Below are 23656 nucleotides of genomic sequence, written 5' to 3'. Positions count from 1 at the left end.
CCGGACCGGGATCAAGCGTAGCGCTTGAGAACCAGCGACGCATTCGTTCCGCCGAAGCCGAACGAGTTGGACAGCGCCACGTTGATCTCGCGCTTGCGTGCCTTGTGCGGCACAAGGTCGATCGCCGTCTCGACGGCGGGATTGTCTAGGTTCAGCGTCGGCGGGGCGATGTTGTCGCGGATCGCCAGGGCCGAGAAGATAGCTTCGACCGCGCCGGCGGCACCCAAAAGATGGCCGATGGCCGACTTGGTCGAGGACATCGATAGGCGCGAGGCGGCATCGCCCATCAGACGCTCAACCGCGCCAAGCTCGATCGTGTCGGCCATGGTCGAGGTGCCGTGAGAATTGATGTAGTCGATTTCGCTCGCCGGAATGCCGGCGCGCTTCAACGCCATCTGCATGCAGCGGTATGCGCCGTCGCCGTCTTCCGAAGGCGCGGTGATGTGGTAGGCATCGCCCGACAGGCCGTAGCCGACGACTTCGGCATAGATCTTCGCGCCGCGCGCCTTGGCGTGTTCCAGCTCTTCCAGAACGACGATGCCGGCGCCCTCGCCCATGACGAAACCGTCGCGATCGCGGTCATACGGACGGGAGGCTGCGGTCGGATCGTCGTTGCGTTCGGTCGACAGCGCCTTGCAGGCGGCGAAGCCGGCAAGCGCGATGCGGCAGATCGGGGATTCGGCGCCGCCGGCGACAATCACGTCGGCGTCACCCAGCGCGATCAGGCGGCTGGCGTCGCCGATGGCGTGCGCGCCAGTCGAGCAGGCGGTGACGACGGAATGGTTCGGGCCGCGCAGCTTGTGCTTGATCGAGACCTGGCCGGAGGCGAGGTTGATCAGGCGGCCGGGAATGAAGAAGGGCGAAACGCGGCGGGGGCCCTTGTCGCGCAGCGTGTAGCCGGCTTCGACAATGCCATCGAGGCCGCCGATGCCGGAGCCGATGAGAACGCCGGTCGCGATCTGGTCTTCGTCAGTCTTGGGATGCCAGCCCGCATCGGCCAGCGCCATATCAGCGGCCGCGACGGCATAGACGATGAAGGGATCGACCTTGCGCTGTTCCTTCGGCTCCATCCACTGGTCGGCATTGTAGGTGCCGTCAGTGCCGTCGCCGAGCGGGATCGAGCAGGCAATCTTTGCAGGAAGGTCTTCGACCTCGAAGGTCGTCACCCTGGCAGCGCCACTGCGCCCCTCAAGAAGCCGGCTCCAGGTAACTTCGGTGCCACAGCCAAGCGGGGATACCATGCCGGTACCCGTGATAACGACACGCCTCATCGTCCGTGATCCACCCTATAGAATTCTATGTTTTTCCCCAAGAGGAGGTGTGGTCTCCGGGCGGAGACCGGGACGGGCTGCCGAAAAGCAGCCCGCCGGTATAATGGATCAGGCCTGGGCCTTCTCGATGAACTTGACGGCGTCGCCGACCGTCAGGATCGAGTCAGCGGCATCGTCCGGGATCTCGACGCCGAATTCTTCTTCGAAGGCCATGACCAGTTCGACGGTGTCGAGCGAGTCCGCGCCAAGATCATCGATAAAGCTTGCGCCTTCGCTGACCTTTTCGGCGTCAACGCCCAGATGATCAATGACAATTTTCTTTACGCGTTCTGCTACGTCGCTCATGTCGGATTCCTCGACCTTTGTTTTTGATCGGCGCCTTTCACAGCGCCGGGCACTCAACACGCCCGATATGCCCCAAGAACACATCCGGCAATCTCTTCAACCGGCAATGCGGCATCGACGATACTGTTCCATACCGCCCGATTGCGCAGGCATTTGCCCGTCGACTGCTGACAGTCATGGCCCGATTAACACGGTTTAAGTCTGCCGCAAAGTCCGAAAATGGCCGGTGCGCCAGCGGTCAACATGCAATTCATGCCGGCCCGCCGAGGCACTTCGTCCACCTTAGATCATCGCCATGCCGCCGTTCACATGCAGCGTCTGGCCCGTCATGTAGGAGGCTTCGGAGGAAGCGAGATAGGCGACGGCGGAAGCGACTTCCGTGCCGGTGCCCATGCGCTTCATGGGAATGGCCCCCATGATCGCTTCCTTCTGCTTGTCGTTCAGCTTGCCGGTCATCGCGCTCTCGATGAAGCCCGGCGCCACGCAGTTGACGGTGACATTGCGTGTCGCGATCTCCTGAGCGAGCGACTTGGTGAAGCCGATCATGCCGGCTTTGGAGGCGCAGTAATTCGCCTGGCCCGGATTGCCGGTAACGCCGACGACGGAGGTGATGTTGATGATGCGGCCGTAGCGGCGGCGCATCATGGGGTGGGTCAGTTCGCGCGTCAGGCGGAAGACCGCCGTCAGGTTCACTTCAAGAACCGCATCCCAGTCCTCATCGCTCATACGCACGAACAGGCCGTCCTTGGTGATGCCGGCATTGTTGACGAGGATGTCGACGCCGCCGAGGTCGGCCTCGGCCTTTTCACCCAGCGCCTTGACTTCGGCGCGGTCGGAAAGGTTGGCCGGGAAGATATGGACGCGTTCGCCGAATTCGTTCGCGAGCGTTTCGAGCTTTTCCACGCGGGTGCCGTGCAGGCCGACGATTGCGCCCTGAGCGTGCAGGATGCGGGCGATCTCCTCGCCGATGCCGCCGGATGCGCCGGTAACGAGAGCCTTGCGGCCGGAAAGATCAAACATGGGTGCGTTCCTTATAGAAGAGATCAGCCGAGGAGTGCTGCAAGCGCACTGTCGATATCGGTCGGCGTGTTGATGGCGATGCCGGTGACGGACTTGTCGATGCGGCGCGCCAGCCCCGTCAGCACCTTGCCGGAGCCGACTTCGTACAGCGTCGTCACGTCGTTCTTGCCGAACCATTCGACCGTCTCGCGCCAGCGCACCTGGCCGGTGACCTGCTCGACGAGCAGGTGGACGATCTCCTGCGGGTCGCTGACCGGGGCGGCACGCACATTGGCGACGACAGGCACGACCGGGGCCTTGGCCTCGACGGCAGCGAGCGCCTCGCGCATGGCATCGGCGGCGGGCGCCATCAGGGCGGAATGGAAGGGCGCGGAAACGGACAGCATCAGCGCGCGCTTGGCGCCCTTTTCCGTTGCGAGGCGGGCCGCGATCTCGACGGCCGGCTTGGAGCCGGAAATCACTAGCTGGCCGCCGCCATTGTCATTGGCGATCTGGCACGACCCGCCCGTGGAAGCTTCCTGACAGATGGCTTCGACATCCGCCTGCTCCAGGCCGATGATCGCCGCCATGGCGCCCTCGCCGACCGGAACGGCCGACTGCATGGCATTGCCACGGATGCGCAGCAGCCGAGCGGTGTCGGCGAGCGAGAAGGTGCCGGCAGCGCAGAGCGCAGAATATTCGCCGAGCGAATGGCCGGCGACATAGGCGACCTTGTCCTTCAGCGACAGGCCGCGCGCTTCGAGCACGCGCATGACGGCGAGGGAAACGGCCATCAGCGCCGGCTGGGCGTTGGCCGTCAGCGTCAGCGTCTCCTCGGGACCATCGAACATGATGCTGGAAAGCTTCTGGCCGAGGGCGTCGTCGACTTCGGCGAAAACGGCACGCGCTTCCGGGAAGGCGTCGGCAAGGTCCTTGCCCATGCCGACGGCCTGGCTGCCCTGGCCGGGGAAGGTGAATGCTACGCTCATAGGGGTTTCTCCCGTCTTCTGTTTCCTTTTCCATTCACATTACGGCCCACCAAGTCAAGGCATTGCGCCATCAAGCGCCGTTCCCAGCCCGTCCTTTCGCGCCCCTTGCACAGAGAATCGCACCCGCCGTCTTGCACTTCGCGGCAAGCCGCCTACATTCGCGCGGTTCCCACAAAAGGATTTTCCCTCCCATGAAATACAATCCGCTCGGCAGGACCGGCATGAGCGTGTCGGAGATCTGCCTCGGCACCATGACCTGGGGATCGCAGAACAGCGAGCAGGAAGCCCAAGACCAGCTCGACTACGCGTTCTCTCAAGGCGTCAACTTCATCGACACCGCAGAACTTTACCCCACGACGCCGCTTTCGCCGGAAACCTATGGCGATACCGAACGCTTCATCGGCAACTGGATGAAGGCGCGCGGCAACCGCGACAAGGTTATCCTCGCCACCAAGGTCGCCGGACCCGGCCGCCCCTATATCCGCGGCGGCGCGCCCATGAGCCGCAAGGGCATCCTGGAGGCGATCGACAACAGCCTCCAGCGCCTGAAGACCGACCATGTCGATCTCTACCAGCTGCACTGGCCGAACCGCGGGCACTATCATTTCCGCAATGCGTGGAGCTACGAGCCTGCCAAACAGGACCGTGAAAAGGTCGCCGCCGAGATCGAGGAAGTCCTCGACGCCGTCGGCGAAATCGTCAAGGCGGGCAAAGTCCGCGCGCTTGGCCTCTCCAACGACACGGCCTGGGGCACGATGCGCATGCTGCGGCTTGCCGAGGAGAAGGGCCTGCCACGCGTCGCCTCGATCCAGAACGAGTATAACCTGCTCTACCGGACCTATGACCTCGACCTCGCGGAACTGTCGCATCACGAGGATATCGGCCTCCTCGCCTATTCGCCGCTGGCCGCCGGCCTTCTCACCGGCAAATATCTCGACGGCGCCAAGCCGGAGGGATCGCGCATGACGAAGAACGGCGATCTCGGCGGACGCTACCAGCCGCTGCAGGAGCCGGCAGTCCGGGCCTATGTGGAGCTTGCGAAGGAAAATCGCATCGACCCCGCCCAGATGGCGCTGGCCTTTTGCTTGACGCGCCCGTTCATGGCCTCGGTCATCATTGGCGCGACGTCGATGGAGCAGCTGAAGACCAATATCGCGGCGAAAGACCTGACGCTTTCGGCCGACGTGATGAACGGTATCCGCCGCATCCACCGGCTCTATCCGGCGCCGATTTGAGGTCCGCAACCCGCCCAAAAAGAAACCCGCCGTTTCCGGCGGGTTTCCCGTTTGCCCTATGCGGGTAACGTTACGGCGTGGTGGTCGTTGCGCCGCCGCCGGTTGCGGGCGTCTGCGTTGCAGCGCCATCGGTGTTGCCACCCGCATTGCCGCCGGTGTCACCACCCGTCGCAGTGCCGCCGGCCGGAGCCGTTTCCTGTGTGGTGATGGCCGAGGTGTTGGCGTTCGGGTCGACGCCGTCACCCGGCGTTCCGCTGCCGACGAAATAGAAGATGCCTACCGCGACGAGCACGGCGAGAATTACAGCCACAGCCCAGCCACCGGTGCCGCTGCCGCCATTGCTGGCGTTGACGACGGTCGGGCCACGGTCTTCGACCGGAGGCGTGTAACGGTCTTCCGGGGGACGATTGACAAGGTTCGGGTCTTGCATGTCGGTCACTCCATCTGGTTGGATCGGGGAGGAAAACGCAGCATCCTCGATTTGGTTCCAGCCCCGTTCCCGAAACGGAACACAGCTTTATGGACCCTGCCCTTGCCTTCCGGCGAAAAATCCGTATAAGCGCGCTGTTCAACACACCCGGTCAATCGGCTGGTGGCTGAACGGAGGGCCGGCAAATCCTTAAAGATCTGCCGTTTGGAGCCAAGGGCTCCGGCCTCCCGTGTCTCCGCTCTCGACCGTCTGGATTAACGCTTTTCTTGCTTTCGGCCTCGCGCCTTTGAGAACTGTCGTTGAGGCTTGGCGCCGGTTTCGGGTGTAAACGCAAGAAAGGCAAAGCCACATGGCTCTTTATGAACACGTCTTCCTGGCCCGCCAGGATGTGTCCGCCCAGCAGGTCGACGCTCTCGTCGAACAGTACAAGGGCGTTATCGAATCGTTCGGCGGCAAGGTTGGCCGCGTCGAGAACTGGGGCCTTAAGTCCCTTACCTACCGCATCAAGAAGAACCGCAAGGCTCACTATGCGCTGATGGACATCGACGCTCCGGCCGCTGCCATCCACGAAGTCGAGCGCCAGATGCGCATCAACGAAGACATCCTTCGTTACATGACCATCGCTGTCGAAGCACACGAAGAAGGCCCGTCGGCCATGATGCAGAAGCGTGACCGCGACGACCGTCCGCGCCGTGAAGGCGACGACCGTGGTCCGCGCCGCGATTTCGGCGACCGTCCGCGCCGCGACTTCGGCGACCGCCCGCCGCGTGGCGACCGTCCGGCTCGCGAAGACCGCGCGTAATCGAAGCAGAAGGAGATTTTTGATATGGCTGATGTTTCTTCCGCTCCGGCACGCCGTCCGTTCCACCGCCGCCGTAAGACCTGCCCCTTCTCGGGCGCGAACGCTCCGAAGATCGACTACAAGGACGTTCGTCTCCTGTCGCGCTACATTTCCGAGCGTGGCAAGATCGTTCCGTCCCGCATCACGGCCGTTTCCCAGAAGAAGCAGCGCGAACTCGCCCAGGCGATCAAGCGCGCCCGCTTCCTCGGCCTGCTGCCCTACGTCGTAGCGTAAGCTTTTGACTCTGCGGCCTGACTCCAAGTCAGTCTGCGAGACCTGACTCCGGGGAAGACGGTTTTCCGCCTTCCCCTTTCCCTTCCGCGTTGGGCGCGGATCGGAGCCGCCGGTCTTCTCCCGATCCCGGGCGAAACCAAAACCCCATGTTGGGGAGACAGTCCTGAATCAATGCCTCAGGAACCTCCTCTAACTGTCTGACCAGACAGGACAGCGACCTTGAAGACCCTGACGCCAACCACGATTGCGACCGGCCTCGTTGCCGGTGTGACCGCCGCTCTGCTATCGCTGAGCGCGAATGCGCAGTCGTCGTTTGCCATCGTGCTTTACGCCGCGTCCGCCCTTCCCATCCTGATTGCCGGTCTTGGCTGGGGCAATGCCAGCGCCTTCATTGCCGTCGTCGCCGGCGGCATCACCGCGTCCGCCCTCGTCTCCTCGAATTTCGCCGCGCTGATCGTGCTCATTACGCTGATCCCGGCCGGCTGGCTTTCCAATCTCGCGAACCTCGCCCGCCCGGCCTCCGAGCTCGGCGGCCCGGAAAACGCGCTCGCCTGGTATCCGCTGTCGAACATCCTCGCCCATCTCGCCATCATGGTGACGCTCGGCATGATCGCGGTCGGCGCGATCGTCGGCTACAATGACGAAATGGCGGGCAAGCTCGTCGATATCGTCATCGAGACCCTGAAGGCGCAGGAGCCGCTCTACAATCCCGATGCCGCGGCCATCGCCCAGCTGAAGACCGTGTTCTCGCTGGCGCTGCCGCTCGTGCAGGGCGCGCTCTGGGTCTTCCTGCTGTTTGCGGCCTATTACATCGCGACCTTCATCGTGCGCGTCTCCGGCAAGGGTCTTCGCCCGCGCGAGGACATGCCCTCGACGCTGCGCATGCACCGGAATGCGATCTTCTTCTTCCTCGCCGGTCTCGTCCTCACCTTCCTGGGCGGCGTTCCGGCGATCATCGGCGCGCTCGTCTGCGGCACCTTCGGGGCCGGTTTCGTGCTCGCCGGCTTCGCGAGCCTGCATTTCAGGACGCGCGGCAAGCCGTGGCGGCTGATTGCCCTGTGGTTCGCCTACATCTCGGTATTGCTCTTCACGATACCGGTCTTCGTCATCCTCCTCATGGGCTTGATGGATACGCGGCGCGCCATCGCGTTGACGCCCGCAGGCCCGGCGGAAAAGAAAAACCAGAACATCTGAGACTTAACGAAAGGAACTCTGAAATGGACGTCATTCTCCTCGAACGCATCGCCAAGCTCGGCCAGATGGGCGAAACCGTCAAGGTTCGCGACGGCTTTGCCCGTAACTACCTGCTGCCGCTCGGCAAGGCGCTGCGCGCCAACGAAGCCAACAAGAAGCGTTTCGAATCCGAGCGTGCAACGCTCGAAGCCCGTAACCTCGAGCGCAAGTCCGAAGCCCAGGCCGTTGCCGAAAAGCTCGACGGCAAGTCCTTCGTTATCGTTCGTTCGGCTGGCGAAACCGGCCAGCTCTACGGTTCGGTTGCTGCCCGCGACATTATCGAGGCGCTCGCTGCCGAAGGCTTCAACATCGGCCGCAACCAGGTCGAGCTGAACACCCCGATCAAGGCCATCGGCCTGCACAAGGTCGTGCTGCACCTGCATGCCGAAGTCGAAATCTCGGTCGAAGTCAACGTTGCCCGTTCGGCTGAAGAAGCCGAGCGCCAGTCGAAGGGCGAAAGCCTGACCTCGGCCGACGCCATCTACGGCGTTGACGAAGACGCACTGACGGCTGCCGATTTCTTCGACCCGGAAGCTGAAGGCATCGAAGAAGAAGACGCATAATATCCGCTTTGTCGGATGGTTGCAGAACGGGCCGGCTTTTGCCGGCCCGTTTTCGTTTGGAGGGCCAAAAAGCACGGCTTGAAATCCCGCTTTTTGCATCAATATTTATATCTCGTTAGACTGGATTGGCGGTTGGGCCGCATTCAGGCCGGTTTCCGACCAGACCCGTTTCCGCCAAATTTTTAAGCGTGACGGAGTTTAGCGAATGAAATTCATTGTGCAGACATTGGTTTCCCGCCTCGTCGAGACCGGCAACCTGAAGATCACCTATCCCGACGGCAGCAGCCAGACCTTCGGCGATGGCACCGGCAATACCATCCACATGCGCCTCAACACGAACAAAGCCGTGTGGGGGATCGCCATCGACCCAGCCTATTATCTCGGCCATCACTACGGCACCGGCGATATCGATATCGTCGAAGGCGACATGTACGGTCTCTTGAAGACCGTGTTCACCGGCAATCCCGATTTCAAATACTACGATACCCGCTGGAACCGCCTGCTGGAGCGCGTGCGCTACGTCTTCCGCTGGGTGCGGGAGAAAAACAGCGTGGTGCGCTCCAGGCGCAACGTGCAGCACCACTATGACCTCACGGGCGCGCTCTACGATCTGTTCCTCGATCAGGACCGTCAATATTCCTGCGCCTATTTCGAGCATCCCGACCAGACGCTGGACGACGCCCAGCTCGCCAAGAAACGACACATCGCATCCAAACTCAATATCAACAGGCCGGGCCAGAGCGTGCTGGACATCGGCAGCGGCTGGGGCGGCATGGCGCTCTACCTCGCCCGCCAGCTCGGCGCGAAGGTGACGGGCGTCACGCTTTCGGACGAGCAACATGCGCTGTCGGAAAGCCGGGCGCGGGAGGCGGGGCTGACGGAGGAAGTGAAATTCCTTCTCCAGGACTATCGCAACGCGCAGGGCCCCTTCGACCGCATCGTCTCCGTCGGCATGTTCGAGCACGTCGGCCGGCCGAACTACTTGACCTTCTTCAAGAAGAGTGCGTCCCTGCTGAAACGCGACGGGGTGATGCTGCTGCACACGATTGGCCGTACGGACCGTCCCTCCGCCAACAATCCGTTCATCGAGAAATACATCTTTCCCGGCGGCTACATCCCTGCCCTTTCGGAGGTGATGCAGGCTGTGGAAAAGAGCGGGCTTGCGGTGACGGATGTGGAAATCCTGCGACTGCATTATGCCGAGACGCTGCGGCACTGGCGGGAGCGTTTCATGGCGAAGCGGGACGCGGCCAAGGCGCTCTACGACGAGAAATTCTGCCGCATCTGGGAATTCTACCTCGCGGCCTCCGAAAGCGCCTTCCGCTGGCAGAACCTCGTCGTCTTCCAGCTCCAGCTCGCGCATGACCAGGAGGCTGTACCGCTGACGCGCGGCTATATCGGCCGCGGCGAGGATTGCCTGAAAGCGCATGAGGCCAATCCGAAGGGCGACCGGCGGGGCGCACGCCAGTTCCCGCAGGAGGCGTCGCTTTAGATTCGCGTGTTGAGTCAACCGAAAGCCTGCAAGCCCGGATCAAATCCGGGCTTGCCTTGTCCGCGCCGCCTGTGGAAAAGTCTAACAACGGGTCTAACGGAAAGACCGGGCCGGAAGCGCTTGACCCCTGGGGCCAAAGGAACCAAACCAGCGACCTTCGAAAAGAAAGACGGGAGATTCGGGACGATGAACGATGCCGTGCGCAAGCTCAGCCAGGCCGGTCGCGAGAATGCGGAGCTGCACCACCGCGAGGCACCGAACAACGTCGAAGCCGAACAGGCGCTGCTCGGCGCCATCCTCGTCAACAACGACGCCTATTACCGCGTCTCGGACTTTTTGAAACCGATCCATTTCAACGAGCCGCTGCACCGCAAGATTTACGAGCTGGCCGGCGACACGATCCGCATGGGCAAGATCGCCACAACGATCACGCTCAAGACGCACCTGCCGGCGGACGGCAAGGTCGGCGATCTTACCATCCCGCAGTATCTAGCGCGCCTCGCCGCGGAAGCTGTGACGATCATCAACGCGGAAGACTATGGCCGCGCCATCTACGACCTCGCGCTGCGCCGTTCGCTGATCACCATCGGCGAAGACATGGTCAACATCGCCTATGACGCGCCGCTCGACATGCCGCCGCAGAACCAGATCGAGGATGCCGAACGCCGGCTCTTCGAACTGGCCGAAACCGGCCGCTACGACGGCGGCTTCCAGTCGTTTAACGATGCGGTGGCGCAGGCGATCGACATGGCCGGCCAGGCTTTCGAGCGCGACGGCTCGCTTTCGGGCATCTCCACCGGCATCCATTCGCTGGACGGCCGCATGGGTGGCCTGCAGCGCTCCGACTTGATTGTGCTTGCAGGACGCCCTGGCATGGGCAAGACCTCGCTTGCCACCAACATCGCCTACAACATCGCTGCGGCCTATGAGCCGGAAGTCCAGGCGGATGGTTCCTTCAAGGCGAAGAACGGCGGCGTCGTCGGCTTCTACTCGCTCGAAATGTCCTCAGAACAGCTCGCCACGCGTATCATCTCAGAGCAGACGGAAGTCTCTTCGTCGAAAATCCGTCGTGGTGACATTTCCGAAGCCGATTTCGAAAAGCTCGTCGCCTGCTCGCAGATGATGCAGAAGGTGCCGCTCTATATCGACCAGACCGGTGGCATCTCGATCGCCCAGCTGTCCGCCCGCGCGCGCCGTCTCAAGCGCCAGCGCGGCCTCGATTGCCTTGTGGTCGACTATATCCAGCTTATGACCGGCTCGGGCAAATCCAGCGACAACCGCGTGCAGGAAATCACCCAGATCACCACGGGTCTCAAGGCGCTCGGCAAGGAACTTAACGTACCGATCATCGCGCTCTCGCAGCTCTCGCGTGGTGTGGAAAGCCGCGAAGACAAGCGCCCGCAGCTTTCGGACCTTCGTGAATCGGGCTCGATCGAGCAGGACGCCGACGTGGTGCTCTTCGTGTTCCGCGAGGAATATTATGTGAAGAACCTCGAACCGCGCGATGAGTTCGATCCGAAATACGAGGAATGGAAGATGAAATTCGAAGCCGTGAAGGGCACGGCCGACGTCATCATCGCCAAGCAGCGCCACGGACCGACCGGCACGGTGAAGCTCGCCTTCCAGTCGGAGTACACCCGCTTCACCGACTTGGCGGATCCGTCGTTCACGCAGTACGAGCACTGAGGATCGAGGGCGCCTGAACGCCCCCTGGCGATCTGCGAATTTCGGGCGCGTCTTCCCTCTCCTCCGTCATCCTCGGGCTTGACCCGAGGATCCACGCGGCAAACTCAACGCGTGTGGGTGGATCCTCGGGTCAAGCCCGAGGATGACGATGGAGAGCGCGGTGCCTTAAAAGAGAGCGCACAAGCACCGCAGCATAGAAGCGCCCGACGCGGTCCTACTTCTTCACAAAAGCCGGTGCCTTGCAGACATCCGCCACGATGGCGAGGGCCTTGCGGCCGCGCGCCTTCTCCTCCGCATCCACCATGGTCAGATCCAGCCGGTCGGAACACATGTCGTCGGAGACAGTGTTTTCGCCCGACAGCGACATGCGGCTCGAACAGAAGAGCCCGCGCCCCGTCAACACGATCTGCTCGGCATCGGGGGAATCGAATGGAATGGGATTGATCTCCCCGATCATGTCATCGACGGAGGCATAAGCGGTGACGGAGGTCACACGACTGAGATCGACGAGGCTCATCGTCAGCGTCGCCCATTTTTCGGGAAACTGAAGCGCTGACATGGTGCGGGCGCGGCAGGGTGCACCGGACACTTCCAGCCGCGTCACCAGCCTTGGCGCATTGGGATCATCGACAATCGAATAATAGGTGTCGGCGCTTTCGGCGCGATCCGGCTCCGCGCCATCCTCGGAAAGGCCGAGCAGGACGGCATGCGCATCACGCATTTCGGTATCCGTCGGAATGTCATGCGCCCGTGCTGACGCCTGGCATGCCCAAACCACCGCCAAGCCTGCCAATATTCCTGTGATGCCCCGCCCCATGGTCTTTCCTTTTTGGCGGCACCATAGAGCCGGCCTCAGTCGGCGGCAATGCGGCCGAAGAGCGTATTGCCGCCACAGTCCACAGGCTGTATCTCAAAGCTATGAGCACGCACCACACCTCCTCTCGCCCCACCCTGCCCGTCGCCGGCGAGGATCATGCCCGCCTGACGATCGATCTTTCGGCGCTGGCCGACAATTGGCGCGCCATGGCGCGGCGCTCGGGCGCTGCCCGCACCGCCGCCGTGCTGAAGGCCGACGCCTATGGCATCGGGCTGGAAGCGGCGGCCAAGACCTTCCACCATGCGGGCGCGCGCGATTTCTTCGTGGCGACTCCGGCCGAGGGGGCGGCGCTCCGCGGTGTGCTGCCGGATGTGCGCATCTACGTACTCTCGGGCATGTGGGCCGGCTCCGAACGTCTGTTCTTCGAATTCGATCTCGTCCCTGTCATAGTCTCGGAAGAGCAGCTCGTCGTGTTCATGGCGGCAATTGCCGATGGCGGGGAACTGCCCTGCGTGCTGCATGTCGATACCGGCATGAACCGCCTCGGCCTGCGCGTAGAGGATGCGATGGCGCTTGCAAGCGACACGTCGCGTCCCGCAAGCTTTGCGCCGCTGATGCTGCTCAGCCACCTCGCCTGCGGCGACGATCCGAGCCATCCGCTCAACCGCCAGCAACTCCAGCGCTTCCGCAGCGTCGTGACGGCCTTCGACGATATCGATGCGACGCTCGCCAATTCCGCCGGCATCTTCCTCGGCGAGGATTATCACTTCACCCTCACCCGCCCCGGTATCGCGCTCTATGGGGGCGCAGCGGTCAACGATGTGCCGAACCCGATGAAGCCGGTGGTGACCGCCGAGGCGCGCATCCTCCAGGTCCGCGAGGCGAAGGCCGGTGAGACCGTCAGCTACGGTGCCTCGCAGGTCTTCACGCGCGACACGCGCATCGCCGTGGTCGCCCTTGGCTATGCCGACGGCTATATGCGCAGCCTGTCCGGCTCCGGCGTGCCGCTGCGCAAGGCCAACATTCCCGGCGCCAGCGGCGTGCTACATGGCCGCACCGTCCCGCTGATCGGCCGCGTCACCATGGACCTCACCCATTTCGACGTTACCGACCTGCCGGCCGGCAGCGTGCGCGCGGGCGATTTCATCGAGGTCTTCGGCCGCCATATGCCGATCCAGGATGTCGCGCTTGCCGGCGGGACAATCGACTACGAACTGCTAACCAGCCTTGGCCGGCGCTACGAACGCCGCTACGAGGCTGTGAAAAAATAAGCATCGTTCCCGTTTTGTACTGTTGATCGATTTCGTGCTAAGGGCTTTCCGAATGATTCCGGAGAGCAAGTCCTGATGGCGAAGGCCCGTACCCAATTCATCTGCCAGAACTGCGGCACGGCGCATAACCGCTGGGTCGGAAAATGCGAGGGCTGCGGCGAGTGGAACACCGTCGTCGAGGAAGACCCGATGGGCGGCATCGGCTCCGGCCCCGGCAAGGTGCCGAAGAAGGGCCGCCCCGTCGCACTGACGGCGCTGTCGGGTGAAATCGAGGAAGCCCCGCGCATCCATACCGGCATCGGCGAACTCGACCGGGCGACCGGCGGCGGTTTCGTGCGCGGCTCGGCCGTATTGATTGGCGGCGATCCCGGCATCGGCAAATCCACCCTCCTCATGCAGGCCGCCGCCGCGCTGTCCCGCCGCGGCCACCGCATCATCTATGTCTCGGGCGAAGAGGCCGTGGCGCAGGTGCGCCTGCGCGCGCAGCGCCTCCATGCCGCCGAGACGGACGTGCTGCTCGCCGCCGAAACCAATGTCGAAGACATCCTTGCCACCATCGGCGAGGGCAAGCGGCCCGATCTCGTCATCATCGATTCGATCCAGACGCTGTGGAGCGACACGGCGGACGCCGCCCCCGGCACTGTGACGCAGGTGCGCACCGGCGTGCAGGCGATGATCCGCTTCGCCAAGCAGACCGGTGCCGCCATGGTGCTGGTCGGCCACGTCACCAAGGAAGGCCAGATCGCCGGCCCGCGTGTCGTCGAGCACATGGTCGATGCCGTGCTCTATTTCGAGGGCGACCGGGGCCACCACTATCGCATCCTGCGCACGGTGAAGAATCGCTTCGGCCCGACCGACGAGATCGGCGTCTTCGAAATGTCCGACAAGGGGCTACGCGAGGTCTCCAATCCGTCTGAACTCTTCCTCGGCGAGCGCAATTCGAAATCACCGGGTGCCGCCGTCTTCGCCGGCATGGAGGGCACGCGGCCAGTGCTCGTCGAAGTGCAGGCGCTGGTGGCGCCCACCTCGCTCGGCACGCCGCGCCGCGCCGTCATCGGCTGGGATTCCGCACGGCTTTCGATGATCCTCGCGGTGCTCGAAGCCCATTGCGGCGTGCGGCTCGGTCAACACGATGTTTACCTCAATGTGGCGGGCGGCTACCGCATCTCGGAACCAGCCGCGGACCTTGCGGTCGCCTCCGCGCTCGTTTCCTCGCTTGCCGGTCTTGCCCTTCCCGCCGATTGCGTCTATTTCGGCGAAGTCAGCCTGTCGGGCGCCATTCGCCCGGTGGCGCACACCGCCCAGCGCCTCAAGGAGGCGGAAAAGCTGGGTTTTTCGCAGGCCGTCCTGCCCGCTGGTTCCGCCGATCTGCCCAAGGGCGCCGGCGGCCGCTGGAGCGAGATCGACAGCCTGCCGGATCTGGTGGCGCGCATTGCCGGATCGAAACGCGCCCTCAAACGGGAAGACGAAGACGTCTGACGGCCTTCGATACGCATAAAGCCCTGTGGGAAACGCGGGTTTTAAACGTGCCGAACCGGGACGGCAAAGATGCCTTCCGCTAATGTGCGCTCCGCACGGGACGTGGGGTCTGGCGACATTTCGGGTTTGGAGTAGGACGAACATGCCCATCACAATTCTCGACGGTATCGTCATCGGCGTCGCGCTGTTTTCGGCCGTGCTGGCTATGGTGCGCGGTTTCTCGCGCGAGGTGCTTTCCGTCGCAAGCTGGGTGGGTGCCGCGGCAGCCGCCTACTTCCTCTATCCGGTGCTTCTGCCTTACGCGAAGGACTATACGACGAGCGACACCGTCGCGATGGCGGGCTCCGCCGGCGCCGTCTTCCTCGTCGCGCTCATCGTGATCTCCTTCATCACCATGCGGATCGCCGATTTCATAATCGACAGCCGCATCGGCGCGCTCGACCGCACGCTCGGCTTCCTGTTCGGTGCTGCACGCGGCATCTTGCTCGTCGTCGTCGCCATGCTGTTCTTCAACTGGCTGGTCGCCCCGCAGCAGCAGCCGTCCTGGGTCACCACGGCGAAGTCCAAGCCGCTGCTCGACAATCTCGGCGCGCGCCTCATCGCGCTGCTGCCCGAGGATGCCGACGCAACGATCATCGACCGCCTGCGCGGCAAGCCGGCCGACGGCGCGCCGGCGACCGGCGAGGGCGGCACGACGGAAGACCCCGATGCCGCCACCGGCACGGGCACGGGCGGTACCGACCAGGCACCGGCAGAAGAGACGCCCGCCACGAACGGATAAAATGATCAGGGGAGCCGCCGCTCGCGAAATTTGACGAAGGCAGGCTCCCCGATTTTTTGGTAGGATAGACCATCAGCCACTGACGCTTCCGGGCCTCGGTGGCAAATGCTTTAGACCATACCCATATGGGCATGGCCTAGGGTAACGAAGACCCCGCGCAACCTCTTAGGTCCCGAGCAAAGGCTTGCAGCAATGAGCGATTTCCTGTTTCCCGGCCGCCATGACGACGATCTCGATGGCGATACGCTTCACGAAGAGTGCGGCGTTTTCGGCATTCTCGGCCATCCGGACGCCGCGACGCTGACGGCACTTGGCCTGCATGCGCTTCAGCATCGCGGCCAGGAAGCCGCGGGCATCGTCTCCTTCGACGGCAAGCAGTTCCACACCGAAAAGCATATGGGCCTCGTCGGCGACCATTACACCAACCCAGTGACGCTGGCCAAGCTTCCCGGCAACATGGCGATCGGCCACACGCGCTACTCCACGACCGGCGAAGTGGCGCTGCGCAACGTGCAACCGCTCTTTGCGGAACTCGAGGTCGGCGGCATCGCGGTTGCCCATAACGGCAACTTCACCAACGGCCTGACGTTGCGCCGTCAACTGATTGCCGGCGGCGCCATCTGTCAGTCGACCTCCGACACGGAAGTCGTGCTCCACCTCATCGCCCGTTCGCGCTATACCAATACGACGGACCGCTTCATCGACGCCATCCGCCAGATGGAAGGCGGCTATTCGATGCTCGGCATCACCCGCACCAAGCTGATCGCTGCACGCGACCCCACGGGCATCCGCCCGCTTGTCATGGGCGAACTGGACGGCAAGCCGATCTTCGCGTCCGAAACCTGCGCGCTCGACATCATCGGGGCGAAGTTCGTCCGTGACGTCGAGAACGGCGAGATCATCGTCTGCGAAATCCAGCCCGACGGCTCGATCACCATCGAGGCGAAGAAGTCGGGCAATGCGCAGCCGGAACGCCTCTGCCTGTTCGAATATGTCTATTTCGCCCGACCAGACTCGGTCGTCGGCGGCCGCAGCGTCTATGTCGCGCGCAAGAACATGGGCATCAACCTCGCCAAGGAACATCCGGTCGAGGGCGACGTGGTCGTGCCGGTGCCGGATGGTGGCACGCCGGCAGCACTCGGCTATGCCCAGGAAAGCGGTATTCCCTTCGAATACGGCATCATCCGCAACCACTATGTCGGACGCACCTTCATCGAGCCGACGCAGCAAATCCGCGCCTTCGGTGTGAAGCTGAAGCATTCGGCCAACCGCGCGATGATCGATGGCAAGCGCGTCATCCTCGTCGACGATTCCATCGTGCGCGGCACGACCTCTCTGAAGATCGTGCAGATGATCCGCGATGCCGGCGCCAAGGAGGTGCATGTGCGCGTTGCAAGCCCGATGATCTTCTACCCGGACTTCTACGGCATCGACACGCCAGACCGGGACAAGCTGCTCGCCAACCAGTACAACGACGTCACGGCGATGGCGAAATATATCGGCGCGGATTCGTTGGAGTTCATCTCCATCGACGGCCTCTATCGCGCCGTCGGTGGTGAGGATCGCAACCCGGCCCGCCCGCAGTTTACCGACCATTACTTCACCGGCGACTATCCGACGCGCCTCCTTGACAAGGAAGGCGAGACGATGGGACGGAAGATTTCGGTAATGGCAAGCAACGGATAATTGACAGCAGCATGAGCATCGACCTGAAAGACCGCATTGCGCTGGTCACCGGCGCATCGCGCGGGATCGGCTATTTCACTGCCCTCGAACTCGCCAAGGCTGGTGCGCATGTCATCGCCTGCGCCCGCACCGTCGGCGGCCTCGAAGAGCTTGACGATGCGATCAAGGCGGTCGGCGGCACGGCGACGCTGGTGCCGTTCGATCTCGCCGACATGGCGGCGATCGACAAGCTCGGCGGCTCGATCTTCGAACGCTGGGGCAAGCTGGACATCCTCGTCGCCAATGCCGGCGTGCTCGGCACCATCTCACCTATCGATCATGTCGAGGCGAAGGTGTTCGAGAAGGTGATGAATATAAACGTCACGGCGACGTGGCGGCTGATCCGTTCGGTAGCACCCCTGCTCCTCAAGTCTGATGCCGGCCGCGCGGTCATTCTGTCGTCGAGCGCCGCGCACAAGTGCAAGCCCTTCTGGGGCCCCTACTCCGCCTCCAAGGCCGCCGTCGAAGCCATCGCCCGCACCTGGGCCGGCGAGACGCAGCGTACGGCGCTCCGCATCACCTCCGTCGACCCCGGCGCCACCCGCACCGCCATGCGCGCCCAGGCCGTGCCTGGCGAAGATCCCTCGACAGTGCAGCACCCATCCGACGTGGCCAAGGCTCTCCTGTCGCTGGTTGCCGCTGATTATAAGGAGACGGGTAAGCTGTTTGACATGCGCCAGGGGCGCCTGGTGGATTACCGCCTGCCGGACTGACGGCGCAGGTTTCAGATCGGCAAGACCCGTGCGCGCCGCATGGATCCTCGGGTCAAGCCCCGGGATGACGGAGAGGGGGAGCTGTCTCCTGTCCGTCAACCATAGCCGCATGCGGGACCTTAGCTTCCCATTGCGCTTTCTTCTATCGTCATCCTCGGGCTTGCCCCGAGGATCCACGGCTTATGACACGCCGTTTCGGCCATCAGCACGGTTTCATTCTTGCACCGTGGTCACCACCACCGAGAGTCCCGGTGCCAGATATTTCGACAGATCCTGCCCGTCATCGATGGCGATGCGCACGGGGATGCGCTGGGCGACCTTGGTGAAATTGCCGGTCGCATTGTCGGGCTTGATCACGCTGAATTCCGAGCCGGCCGCTGGCGAGAAACGCTCGACATGGCCCTTGAGCGTCGCATGCTTGAAGGCATCGACGCGCACCTCCACCGCCTGCCCCGGCTTGATATAGGCGAGCTGCGTTTCCTTGAAATTTGCGATGACCCAGGTGTCGGGCGGCACGACGGCCATGAGCTGGGTACCGGCGGCGACATATTGGCCAAGCTTGACGCCCACCTCGCCCACCACGCCGTCGCGCGGCGAAGTGATGACCGTGTTGGAGAGATCGATCTTTGCCAGCTCCACCGAGGCCTCGGCCCCCGCGACCGCGGCGCGCAGGGAGTCACGGCTGACGATGATGGTCTGCAGATTCTGCCGGGTAACTTCGAGATTGGCCTGCGCCTGCGAGACCGAGGCTTCTGCCTGATCCAGCGTGGTGCGGCTCTGCTCGCGGTCAGCCTGGGTTGCGATGCCTTTGTTGGAAAGCTCTTCCACGCGGTTCCAGCTTTCTTCCGCACGGCGCTTGGCATAGGTGGCGCTGGCAAGGGCGGCCTCGCTGGCACCGATGCTGGCCTTGGCGGCATTTTCCTGCTGGGCGGAATTGGCAAGGGCCGCCTGCTGGCTCGCGAGTGTCGCCTTCGCCTGCTCAACCTTCTGGCGATAAATGCGGTCGTCGAGCCGGGCGAGCACAGCGCCGGCCTTGACGGTCTCGTAGTCCTTCACCGGGACATCGGTGACATAGCCGGCGAGCTGCGGGCTGATCAGGGTGACGTAGCCGCGCACATAGGCGTTGTCGGTCGTCTGCACCTCGCTGGAGAACGGCGGCAGCTGCCAGGCATAGGCGACGACGCCGATGCCGACGAGGCCGAGGACGACGGCAAGAGCGGTCGCGGTGTTGCGGATATACTGTTTCATGGCATCAACCTTCAACGGCCGCTTCACCGCTCGCGCGGGCGCTGGCCTCTTTCATATGGACATAGATTCGGTGGGCGGCGAGCGCGACAGCGGAGGCGACCGCCAGCAGCGCGATAACGAAAAACGCGTCGTTATGGGCCAGCACATTCGCCTCGCGTGTCACCTGTTGGCTGAGCAGCGAAACGCCCTCGGCCTTGAGAAGCGCCGGGTCGGTAATCGTGCGGCCATAGGCGGCGGAAAGCTGCGAGATACGGGTGGCAACCAGCGGATCGGTGAGCGTCATGGCCTGGGCAAGGACGTTCGAATGGAACTTTTCGCGCAGCGTGATGAAGGAGCCGAAGATCGCCGAGCCCGCCAACCCCCCGAGGCTCTGCGTCACCAGGAAGACGACGATGAAGCTCAGGATATATTGCGGCCCCTTGCGCAGCGCCATGACGAAGCCGGACGCCATGGCCGGCGGCAGGAACAAGGCGCCGCCGACGGCAATCATCGCCTGGCTGAGATACATTTCATGCGGCCGCGTCAGGTTCGTCGCATGGCTGTCGAGATAAGCGCCGACGCCGATGAAAAGCAGGGCGACCATGTGGATGGTCGGTTCACGGCCGGGCTTGATGATCGCCGCGCAGACGAGACCGCCCGCGACCGTCGCCAACGTCACCACGGTATAGAGGCCGACCAGCTGCTCGTTCTGCAGGCCCATGATCTGGAAGAAATTGCCGGCAACGGCCGTCTGCTCGGCGAGCATCAGGCGGAACAGCAACAGGACGGCGGCGAAGTGCAGCACATCGCGGCTGACGAGCCAGCGAAGGTCGATCAGCGGGCGCTCCCGGTTCAGCTCCAGCACGGCGGCGATGGTCAGGGACGCGATCATCACCACCAGCAACTCACCGATCCACTGCGCCTCCAGCCACCAATAGGTGCGGCCGGTGACGAGTATGACGGCAGCCGCTCCGAAACCGATGGCGATAAAGAGATAGCTGACGATATCCAGCTTCTCGATGACTTTCGCGCGCGGCAGTGGCGTCAGCGGCAGGAGATAGATCGCCGCGAAGGCGAGCATCGAAAGGCCGACTTCGAGAATGAGCAGCCCGCGCACGTTGCCGAGCGCGATGAGCGGCGGCGAGATGATGCGCGTCAGCGGGGCGGCAAGCGCGATATTGGTGAGGGCCAGCGACAGGCCCACGGTCAGCTTGCGGGCCGGCGTAAAGGCCTCCAGCATGTAGAGGAAGCCTAGCGAGGAGAGCGGTGCCGCCGCGATGCCGGCAAAGAAGCGCAGCACGAGCGCCGAGCGCAGATCGGTGATGAAGACATGCAGCACCGTGACGACGAGGAACACGGCGATGCCGAGTTCGGCGAAATGGCGCAGGCCATACTGGTTGCGAATCTTGATGAGCGCGATCGACAGCGAGGCATTCGGCGCCATATAGGCGGCCATCAGCCAGACGGCTTCCGCACTGGTCGCGCCGAACGGGCCCTGCAGCTGGGGAATATTGGCGGCGACGAGGTTCATGCCAAAGCCCTGCGTCAGTGCAAGCAGCGTGGAGGCCATCATATAGGCGGCGGCGCGGGCAGGCGGCATAGGAGGCGCTGCCGGCGGCGGGACGGCTGTTGCCGGCCCGATCGGCTCTTTTGCCTCGCCCTCCTCCCCGCGCGTCTCGGTGGCGGGGACGGTGCTCATGCCTCGACGCTCTCCCGACAGCTGCGGGCGATATTGTCCGCCATGGCCGAGAAGACTTTTACGGTGGTGTGCATGTCGGCGGTGGTGATGCTGTTCAGCACATCGGCGCGCAGCGAGCGGGCGAGATCCAGCACCTCCTCGGCCACCTTGGCGCCATGCGGTGTCATGGCGATCTGCTTGGCGCGGCGGTCGCCTTCGACCGACTGGCGCTCGATGAAGCCCTGCTTTTCCATGCCGTCGAGCAGGCGCACCAGCGTCGGCGTCTCGATGTCCAGCTCCTCGGCAAGCTCCCGCTGGTTGAGCTGGGCACCGCGGCCGAGAATGAGCAGCGCGCGGGCGCGCGGCAGGGTCAGCCCCCTCTCCTTCACGCGCGCATCGAAGAGCGCGCGCATCTTGCGCTGAACGCGGGAAAGGTCGTCGAGCAGGTGTTCACGGGGATCGTTAGCAGTCATCTTGATAGTCCAAATATTATTAGCTTGCTATCTATTTGCTTGCTAGTTAGTCGACCTGCACTAAAAAATCAAGCCCTGTCCACAAAGTGTGGACAGGGCTTTTGGCAGGCTCACAAGGATGTGATGAGGGTTGCTTATTGGCCGTCGTGCTCTTCCGGAAACTCGCTGGCGCCGTTGGTCGTGGGTGCCGTCCAGCCTCCGTACTTGCGCTGCCAGGAGCGGGCGCCGAACGGCAGCGTCGCGAGATACCCGATGACCGTGATGACCATGGTTTCCCAGGTGAAGCTCATCAACGTCGCGACATAGAGTACGACGAGCAGGATGATGGGCAGCACAAGATCGCGGCGCACCCGGCTACCCTCCGACTTGCCAGACCAGACCGGCAGGCGGCTAACCAGCAGGAAGCCGATCAGCACAGTGTAGCCGGACGCGAGATAGGCGAAGATCGGCGTGGGCGCGAGCCCGAGAAAACCGACATAGACCGGCAACAGCACCAACATGGCCCCGGCCGGCGCTGGCACGCCGACGAAATATTCCGACTGCCACTTTGCCTTGGTTTCCCGCTCTGCCATGACATTGAAGCGCGCAAGGCGCAGGCCGGCGGCGATGGTATAGATCAAGGCGGCGATCCAGCCAAAGGAACGGGCCTGATCCAGGATAAAGACGTAGAGCACCAGCGCCGGTGCGACGCCGAAATTGACGATGTCGGCAAGCGAATCCATCTGGCCGCCGAACTTCGATGTCGCCTTCAGCAGGCGCGCGATACGCCCGTCGATACCATCGAGAAAGGCGGCGAGCAGCACCATGCCGACAGCCAGTTCATAGCGGTTTTCGAAAGCGAGCCGGATGCCGGTGAGACCCGCGCAGATCGCCAGAACCGTGATGACATTGGGGATGATGACGCGCAACGGGATTTCGCGCAGGCGCGGGCCACGGGCCTCGTCGTTCGGGCCATTCGGCTCATAGGGCGGAAACGGTGTGTCCATCGTTCTTCGCTTCGTTCTCTCTCATCTGCAGCGGCCGTCTCAATCCGAGATAGGCCGCTGGCGCCAATGATCAATTGCTCAACCGCGACGGCTGACGACCGGTCCCTTGGTCGAGCCGAACTCCGCCAGCACCGTCTCGCCGGCAATTGCCGTCTGGCCGAGGCTGACTCGCGGCTGCACGCCCTCGGGCAGGAAGACATCGAGGCGCGAGCCGAAGCGGATGAGGCCGAAGCGCTCGCCGGCCTCGAGGCTGTCGTTCATTACGGTCCAGCACAGGATGCGGCGCGCCACGAGGCCCGCAATCTGCACAACGCCGATCGGACCATGAGCGCTTTCGATGACGAGGCCGTTGCGCTCGTTTTCCTGGCTTGCCTTGTCGAGATCGGCGTTGAGGAATTTGCCGGCGCGATAGGCGACGCGCGAGACGCGGCCACGCATGGGGGCACGGTTCACATGGCAGTTGAAGACGTTCATGAAGACCGAGATGCGCAGCATCGGCTGGTCGCCAAGCTCCAGCTCGGCCGGCGGCGTGACCATGGCGATGGCGGAGACGCGGCCATCGGCCGGGCTGATGACGAGATCGTCATCCTGCGGCGTCAAGCGCTCGGGATCGCGGAAGAAATAGGCACACCAGGCGGTAAGGACGAAGCCGATCCACATCAGCGGCGTCCACAGGAAGCCGATCAGCACGGAGACGACGAAGAAGGCGGCCACGAACTTCCAGCCCTCCCGATGGATCGGCACCAGGGTGCTGCGTATCGTATCGACCAAACTCATCTTTCGGCATCTCCTGATAATTTCACGTCACCGACCTAGCGTGAAAACCCGACGGGAGCAATGCGGCGTGGCGAATAGCCCCCAGTCGGCCCACTCCCCATCGCTCAATCCGGTGACCCGGACGAAGGTTCCGACGCGACAAAGCCGCCTCGATCCGCGCCAAATCGCCTTCCAGGGACTGATGTTCGGGGACGACCAACCGCGAACCGTCGCCTCTTGCGAAAACATCGCTTTGCTGTTTGCGGAACGGCTGCTTGCGCTCGATGACGATGTGGCCCTGCCCGACCGACCAGGCGCCGAAGATGGAGAACAGGAAGAACAGGCTTGCGAAATTGAAAGGCCAGACACCGTGGTATGGCTCACAAGTCGCAATGACGATGAAGACTTCACCGATCGTGTCCATGCTGGACC

Annotated in this window: 24 protein-coding genes; 12 read left to right on the top strand and 12 right to left on the bottom strand. The window is 63.3% G+C overall.

From position 1 onward, the window contains the following. Positions 1-11: 11 nt before the first annotated feature. The 4 genes from fabF to fabD all read right to left on the bottom strand — a co-directional run bounded on the left by fabF (position 12) and on the right by fabD (position 3604). Positions 12-1271: a beta-ketoacyl-ACP synthase II gene (fabF, locus tag D0Y60_RS10250; RefSeq protein WP_117369415.1), complete on the bottom strand. Its 1260-nt coding sequence runs from the start codon at positions 1269-1271 to the stop codon at positions 12-14. 108 nt (positions 1272-1379) lie between these two features. Next, complete coding sequence (locus D0Y60_RS10245; RefSeq protein ID WP_018327362.1) at positions 1380-1616, bottom strand: acyl carrier protein; 237 nt, start codon at positions 1614-1616, stop codon at positions 1380-1382. Positions 1617-1898: 282 nt separating this feature from the next. Beyond that, positions 1899-2636, bottom strand: a complete 738-nt coding sequence (gene fabG / locus D0Y60_RS10240) for a 3-oxoacyl-[acyl-carrier-protein] reductase (RefSeq protein WP_117369413.1) — start codon at positions 2634-2636, stop codon at positions 1899-1901. Positions 2637-2659: 23 nt separating this feature from the next. Next, complete coding sequence (gene fabD / locus D0Y60_RS10235) at positions 2660-3604, bottom strand: ACP S-malonyltransferase (protein ID WP_117369411.1); 945 nt, start codon at positions 3602-3604, stop codon at positions 2660-2662. A 191-nt stretch (positions 3605-3795) separates the two neighbouring features. On the opposite strand from fabD, the gene D0Y60_RS10230 reads away from it, so the two are divergent. Beyond that, positions 3796-4839 carry an aldo/keto reductase gene (locus D0Y60_RS10230; RefSeq protein ID WP_117369409.1) on the top strand — a complete coding sequence of 348 codons (1044 nt, stop codon included), beginning with the start codon at positions 3796-3798 and terminating at the stop codon, positions 4837-4839. Between the two features lie 70 nt (positions 4840-4909). Here the strand turns inward: D0Y60_RS10230 and D0Y60_RS10225 are convergent, their stop codons facing one another. Beyond that, the gene (locus D0Y60_RS10225; RefSeq protein WP_147324519.1) at positions 4910-5269 is read right to left on the bottom strand and encodes a hypothetical protein; all 360 of its coding nucleotides are present in this window, start codon (positions 5267-5269) and stop codon (positions 4910-4912) included. Between the two features lie 349 nt (positions 5270-5618). Here D0Y60_RS10225 and rpsF point away from each other — a divergent pair, with 349 nt between their 5' ends. From rpsF to D0Y60_RS10190, 6 genes are all read left to right on the top strand, one after another. Next, complete coding sequence (rpsF, locus tag D0Y60_RS10215; protein ID WP_117369405.1) at positions 5619-6071, top strand: 30S ribosomal protein S6; 453 nt, start codon at positions 5619-5621, stop codon at positions 6069-6071. Between the two features lie 24 nt (positions 6072-6095). Next, positions 6096-6344, top strand: a complete 249-nt coding sequence (gene rpsR / locus D0Y60_RS10210; RefSeq protein ID WP_117369403.1) for a 30S ribosomal protein S18 — start codon at positions 6096-6098, stop codon at positions 6342-6344. Between the two features lie 219 nt (positions 6345-6563). Beyond that, on the top strand, positions 6564-7538 hold the full coding sequence (locus D0Y60_RS10205; RefSeq protein WP_117369401.1) for a DUF2232 domain-containing protein: 975 nt from the start codon (positions 6564-6566) through the stop codon (positions 7536-7538). A gap of 23 nt (positions 7539-7561) precedes the next feature. Next, the gene (gene rplI, locus D0Y60_RS10200; RefSeq protein ID WP_117369398.1) at positions 7562-8140 is read left to right on the top strand and encodes a 50S ribosomal protein L9; all 579 of its coding nucleotides are present in this window, start codon (positions 7562-7564) and stop codon (positions 8138-8140) included. Positions 8141-8345: 205 nt separating this feature from the next. Then, the gene (locus D0Y60_RS10195; protein WP_117369396.1) at positions 8346-9632 is read left to right on the top strand and encodes a cyclopropane-fatty-acyl-phospholipid synthase family protein; all 1287 of its coding nucleotides are present in this window, start codon (positions 8346-8348) and stop codon (positions 9630-9632) included. A 186-nt stretch (positions 9633-9818) separates the two neighbouring features. Continuing rightward, positions 9819-11318, top strand: a complete 1500-nt coding sequence (locus D0Y60_RS10190; RefSeq protein WP_117369394.1) for a replicative DNA helicase — start codon at positions 9819-9821, stop codon at positions 11316-11318. 214 nt (positions 11319-11532) lie between these two features. Here D0Y60_RS10190 and D0Y60_RS10185 read toward each other — a convergent pair whose 3' ends face one another. After that, a complete protein-coding gene (locus tag D0Y60_RS10185) occupies positions 11533-12039 on the bottom strand; it encodes a hypothetical protein (protein ID WP_117369392.1) in 507 nt (168 codons plus the stop codon). 197 nt (positions 12040-12236) lie between these two features. On the opposite strand from D0Y60_RS10185, the gene alr reads away from it, so the two are divergent. The 5 genes from alr to D0Y60_RS10160 all read left to right on the top strand — a co-directional run bounded on the left by alr (position 12237) and on the right by D0Y60_RS10160 (position 18104). Next, positions 12237-13406 carry an alanine racemase gene (gene alr, locus D0Y60_RS10180; RefSeq protein ID WP_117369390.1) on the top strand — a complete coding sequence of 390 codons (1170 nt, stop codon included), beginning with the start codon at positions 12237-12239 and terminating at the stop codon, positions 13404-13406. Positions 13407-13481: 75 nt separating this feature from the next. After that, positions 13482-14885, top strand: coding sequence for a DNA repair protein RadA (gene radA, locus D0Y60_RS10175; RefSeq protein WP_117369388.1), 1404 nt, complete (start codon positions 13482-13484; stop codon positions 14883-14885). Positions 14886-15027: 142 nt separating this feature from the next. Continuing rightward, entirely contained in the window at positions 15028-15666 is a 639-nt protein-coding gene (locus D0Y60_RS10170) for a CvpA family protein (protein ID WP_117369386.1), read from the top strand. Between the two features lie 192 nt (positions 15667-15858). After that, positions 15859-17352, top strand: coding sequence for an amidophosphoribosyltransferase (gene purF / locus D0Y60_RS10165; RefSeq protein ID WP_117369384.1), 1494 nt, complete (start codon positions 15859-15861; stop codon positions 17350-17352). Between the two features lie 11 nt (positions 17353-17363). Beyond that, on the top strand, positions 17364-18104 hold the full coding sequence (locus D0Y60_RS10160; RefSeq protein WP_117369382.1) for an SDR family NAD(P)-dependent oxidoreductase: 741 nt from the start codon (positions 17364-17366) through the stop codon (positions 18102-18104). Positions 18105-18317: 213 nt separating this feature from the next. Here D0Y60_RS10160 and D0Y60_RS10155 read toward each other — a convergent pair whose 3' ends face one another. The 6 genes from D0Y60_RS10155 to D0Y60_RS10130 all read right to left on the bottom strand — a co-directional run bounded on the left by D0Y60_RS10155 (position 18318) and on the right by D0Y60_RS10130 (position 23648). After that, entirely contained in the window at positions 18318-19352 is a 1035-nt protein-coding gene (locus tag D0Y60_RS10155) for an HlyD family secretion protein (RefSeq protein WP_117369380.1), read from the bottom strand. A 4-nt stretch (positions 19353-19356) separates the two neighbouring features. Beyond that, positions 19357-20931: an MFS transporter gene (locus D0Y60_RS10150; RefSeq protein ID WP_199564153.1), complete on the bottom strand. Its 1575-nt coding sequence runs from the start codon at positions 20929-20931 to the stop codon at positions 19357-19359. Between the two features lie 95 nt (positions 20932-21026). Then, complete coding sequence (locus D0Y60_RS10145; protein ID WP_117369376.1) at positions 21027-21482, bottom strand: MarR family transcriptional regulator; 456 nt, start codon at positions 21480-21482, stop codon at positions 21027-21029. 134 nt (positions 21483-21616) lie between these two features. Continuing rightward, positions 21617-22468, bottom strand: coding sequence for a CDP-diacylglycerol--serine O-phosphatidyltransferase (gene pssA, locus D0Y60_RS10140; protein ID WP_117369374.1), 852 nt, complete (start codon positions 22466-22468; stop codon positions 21617-21619). 78 nt (positions 22469-22546) lie between these two features. Further along, entirely contained in the window at positions 22547-23245 is a 699-nt protein-coding gene (locus D0Y60_RS10135; RefSeq protein ID WP_117369372.1) for a phosphatidylserine decarboxylase, read from the bottom strand. A 22-nt stretch (positions 23246-23267) separates the two neighbouring features. Beyond that, positions 23268-23648, bottom strand: coding sequence for a hypothetical protein (locus tag D0Y60_RS10130; protein ID WP_117369370.1), 381 nt, complete (start codon positions 23646-23648; stop codon positions 23268-23270). Between the last annotated feature and the right edge of the window lie 8 nt (positions 23649-23656).

Source organism: Shinella sp. WSJ-2, from assembly GCF_003432075.1.
GTDB lineage: Bacteria > Pseudomonadota > Alphaproteobacteria > Rhizobiales > Rhizobiaceae > Shinella.
The sequence above is the reverse complement of the archived record's forward strand: the minus strand, read 5'-3'. Positions and strand labels throughout refer to the sequence as shown.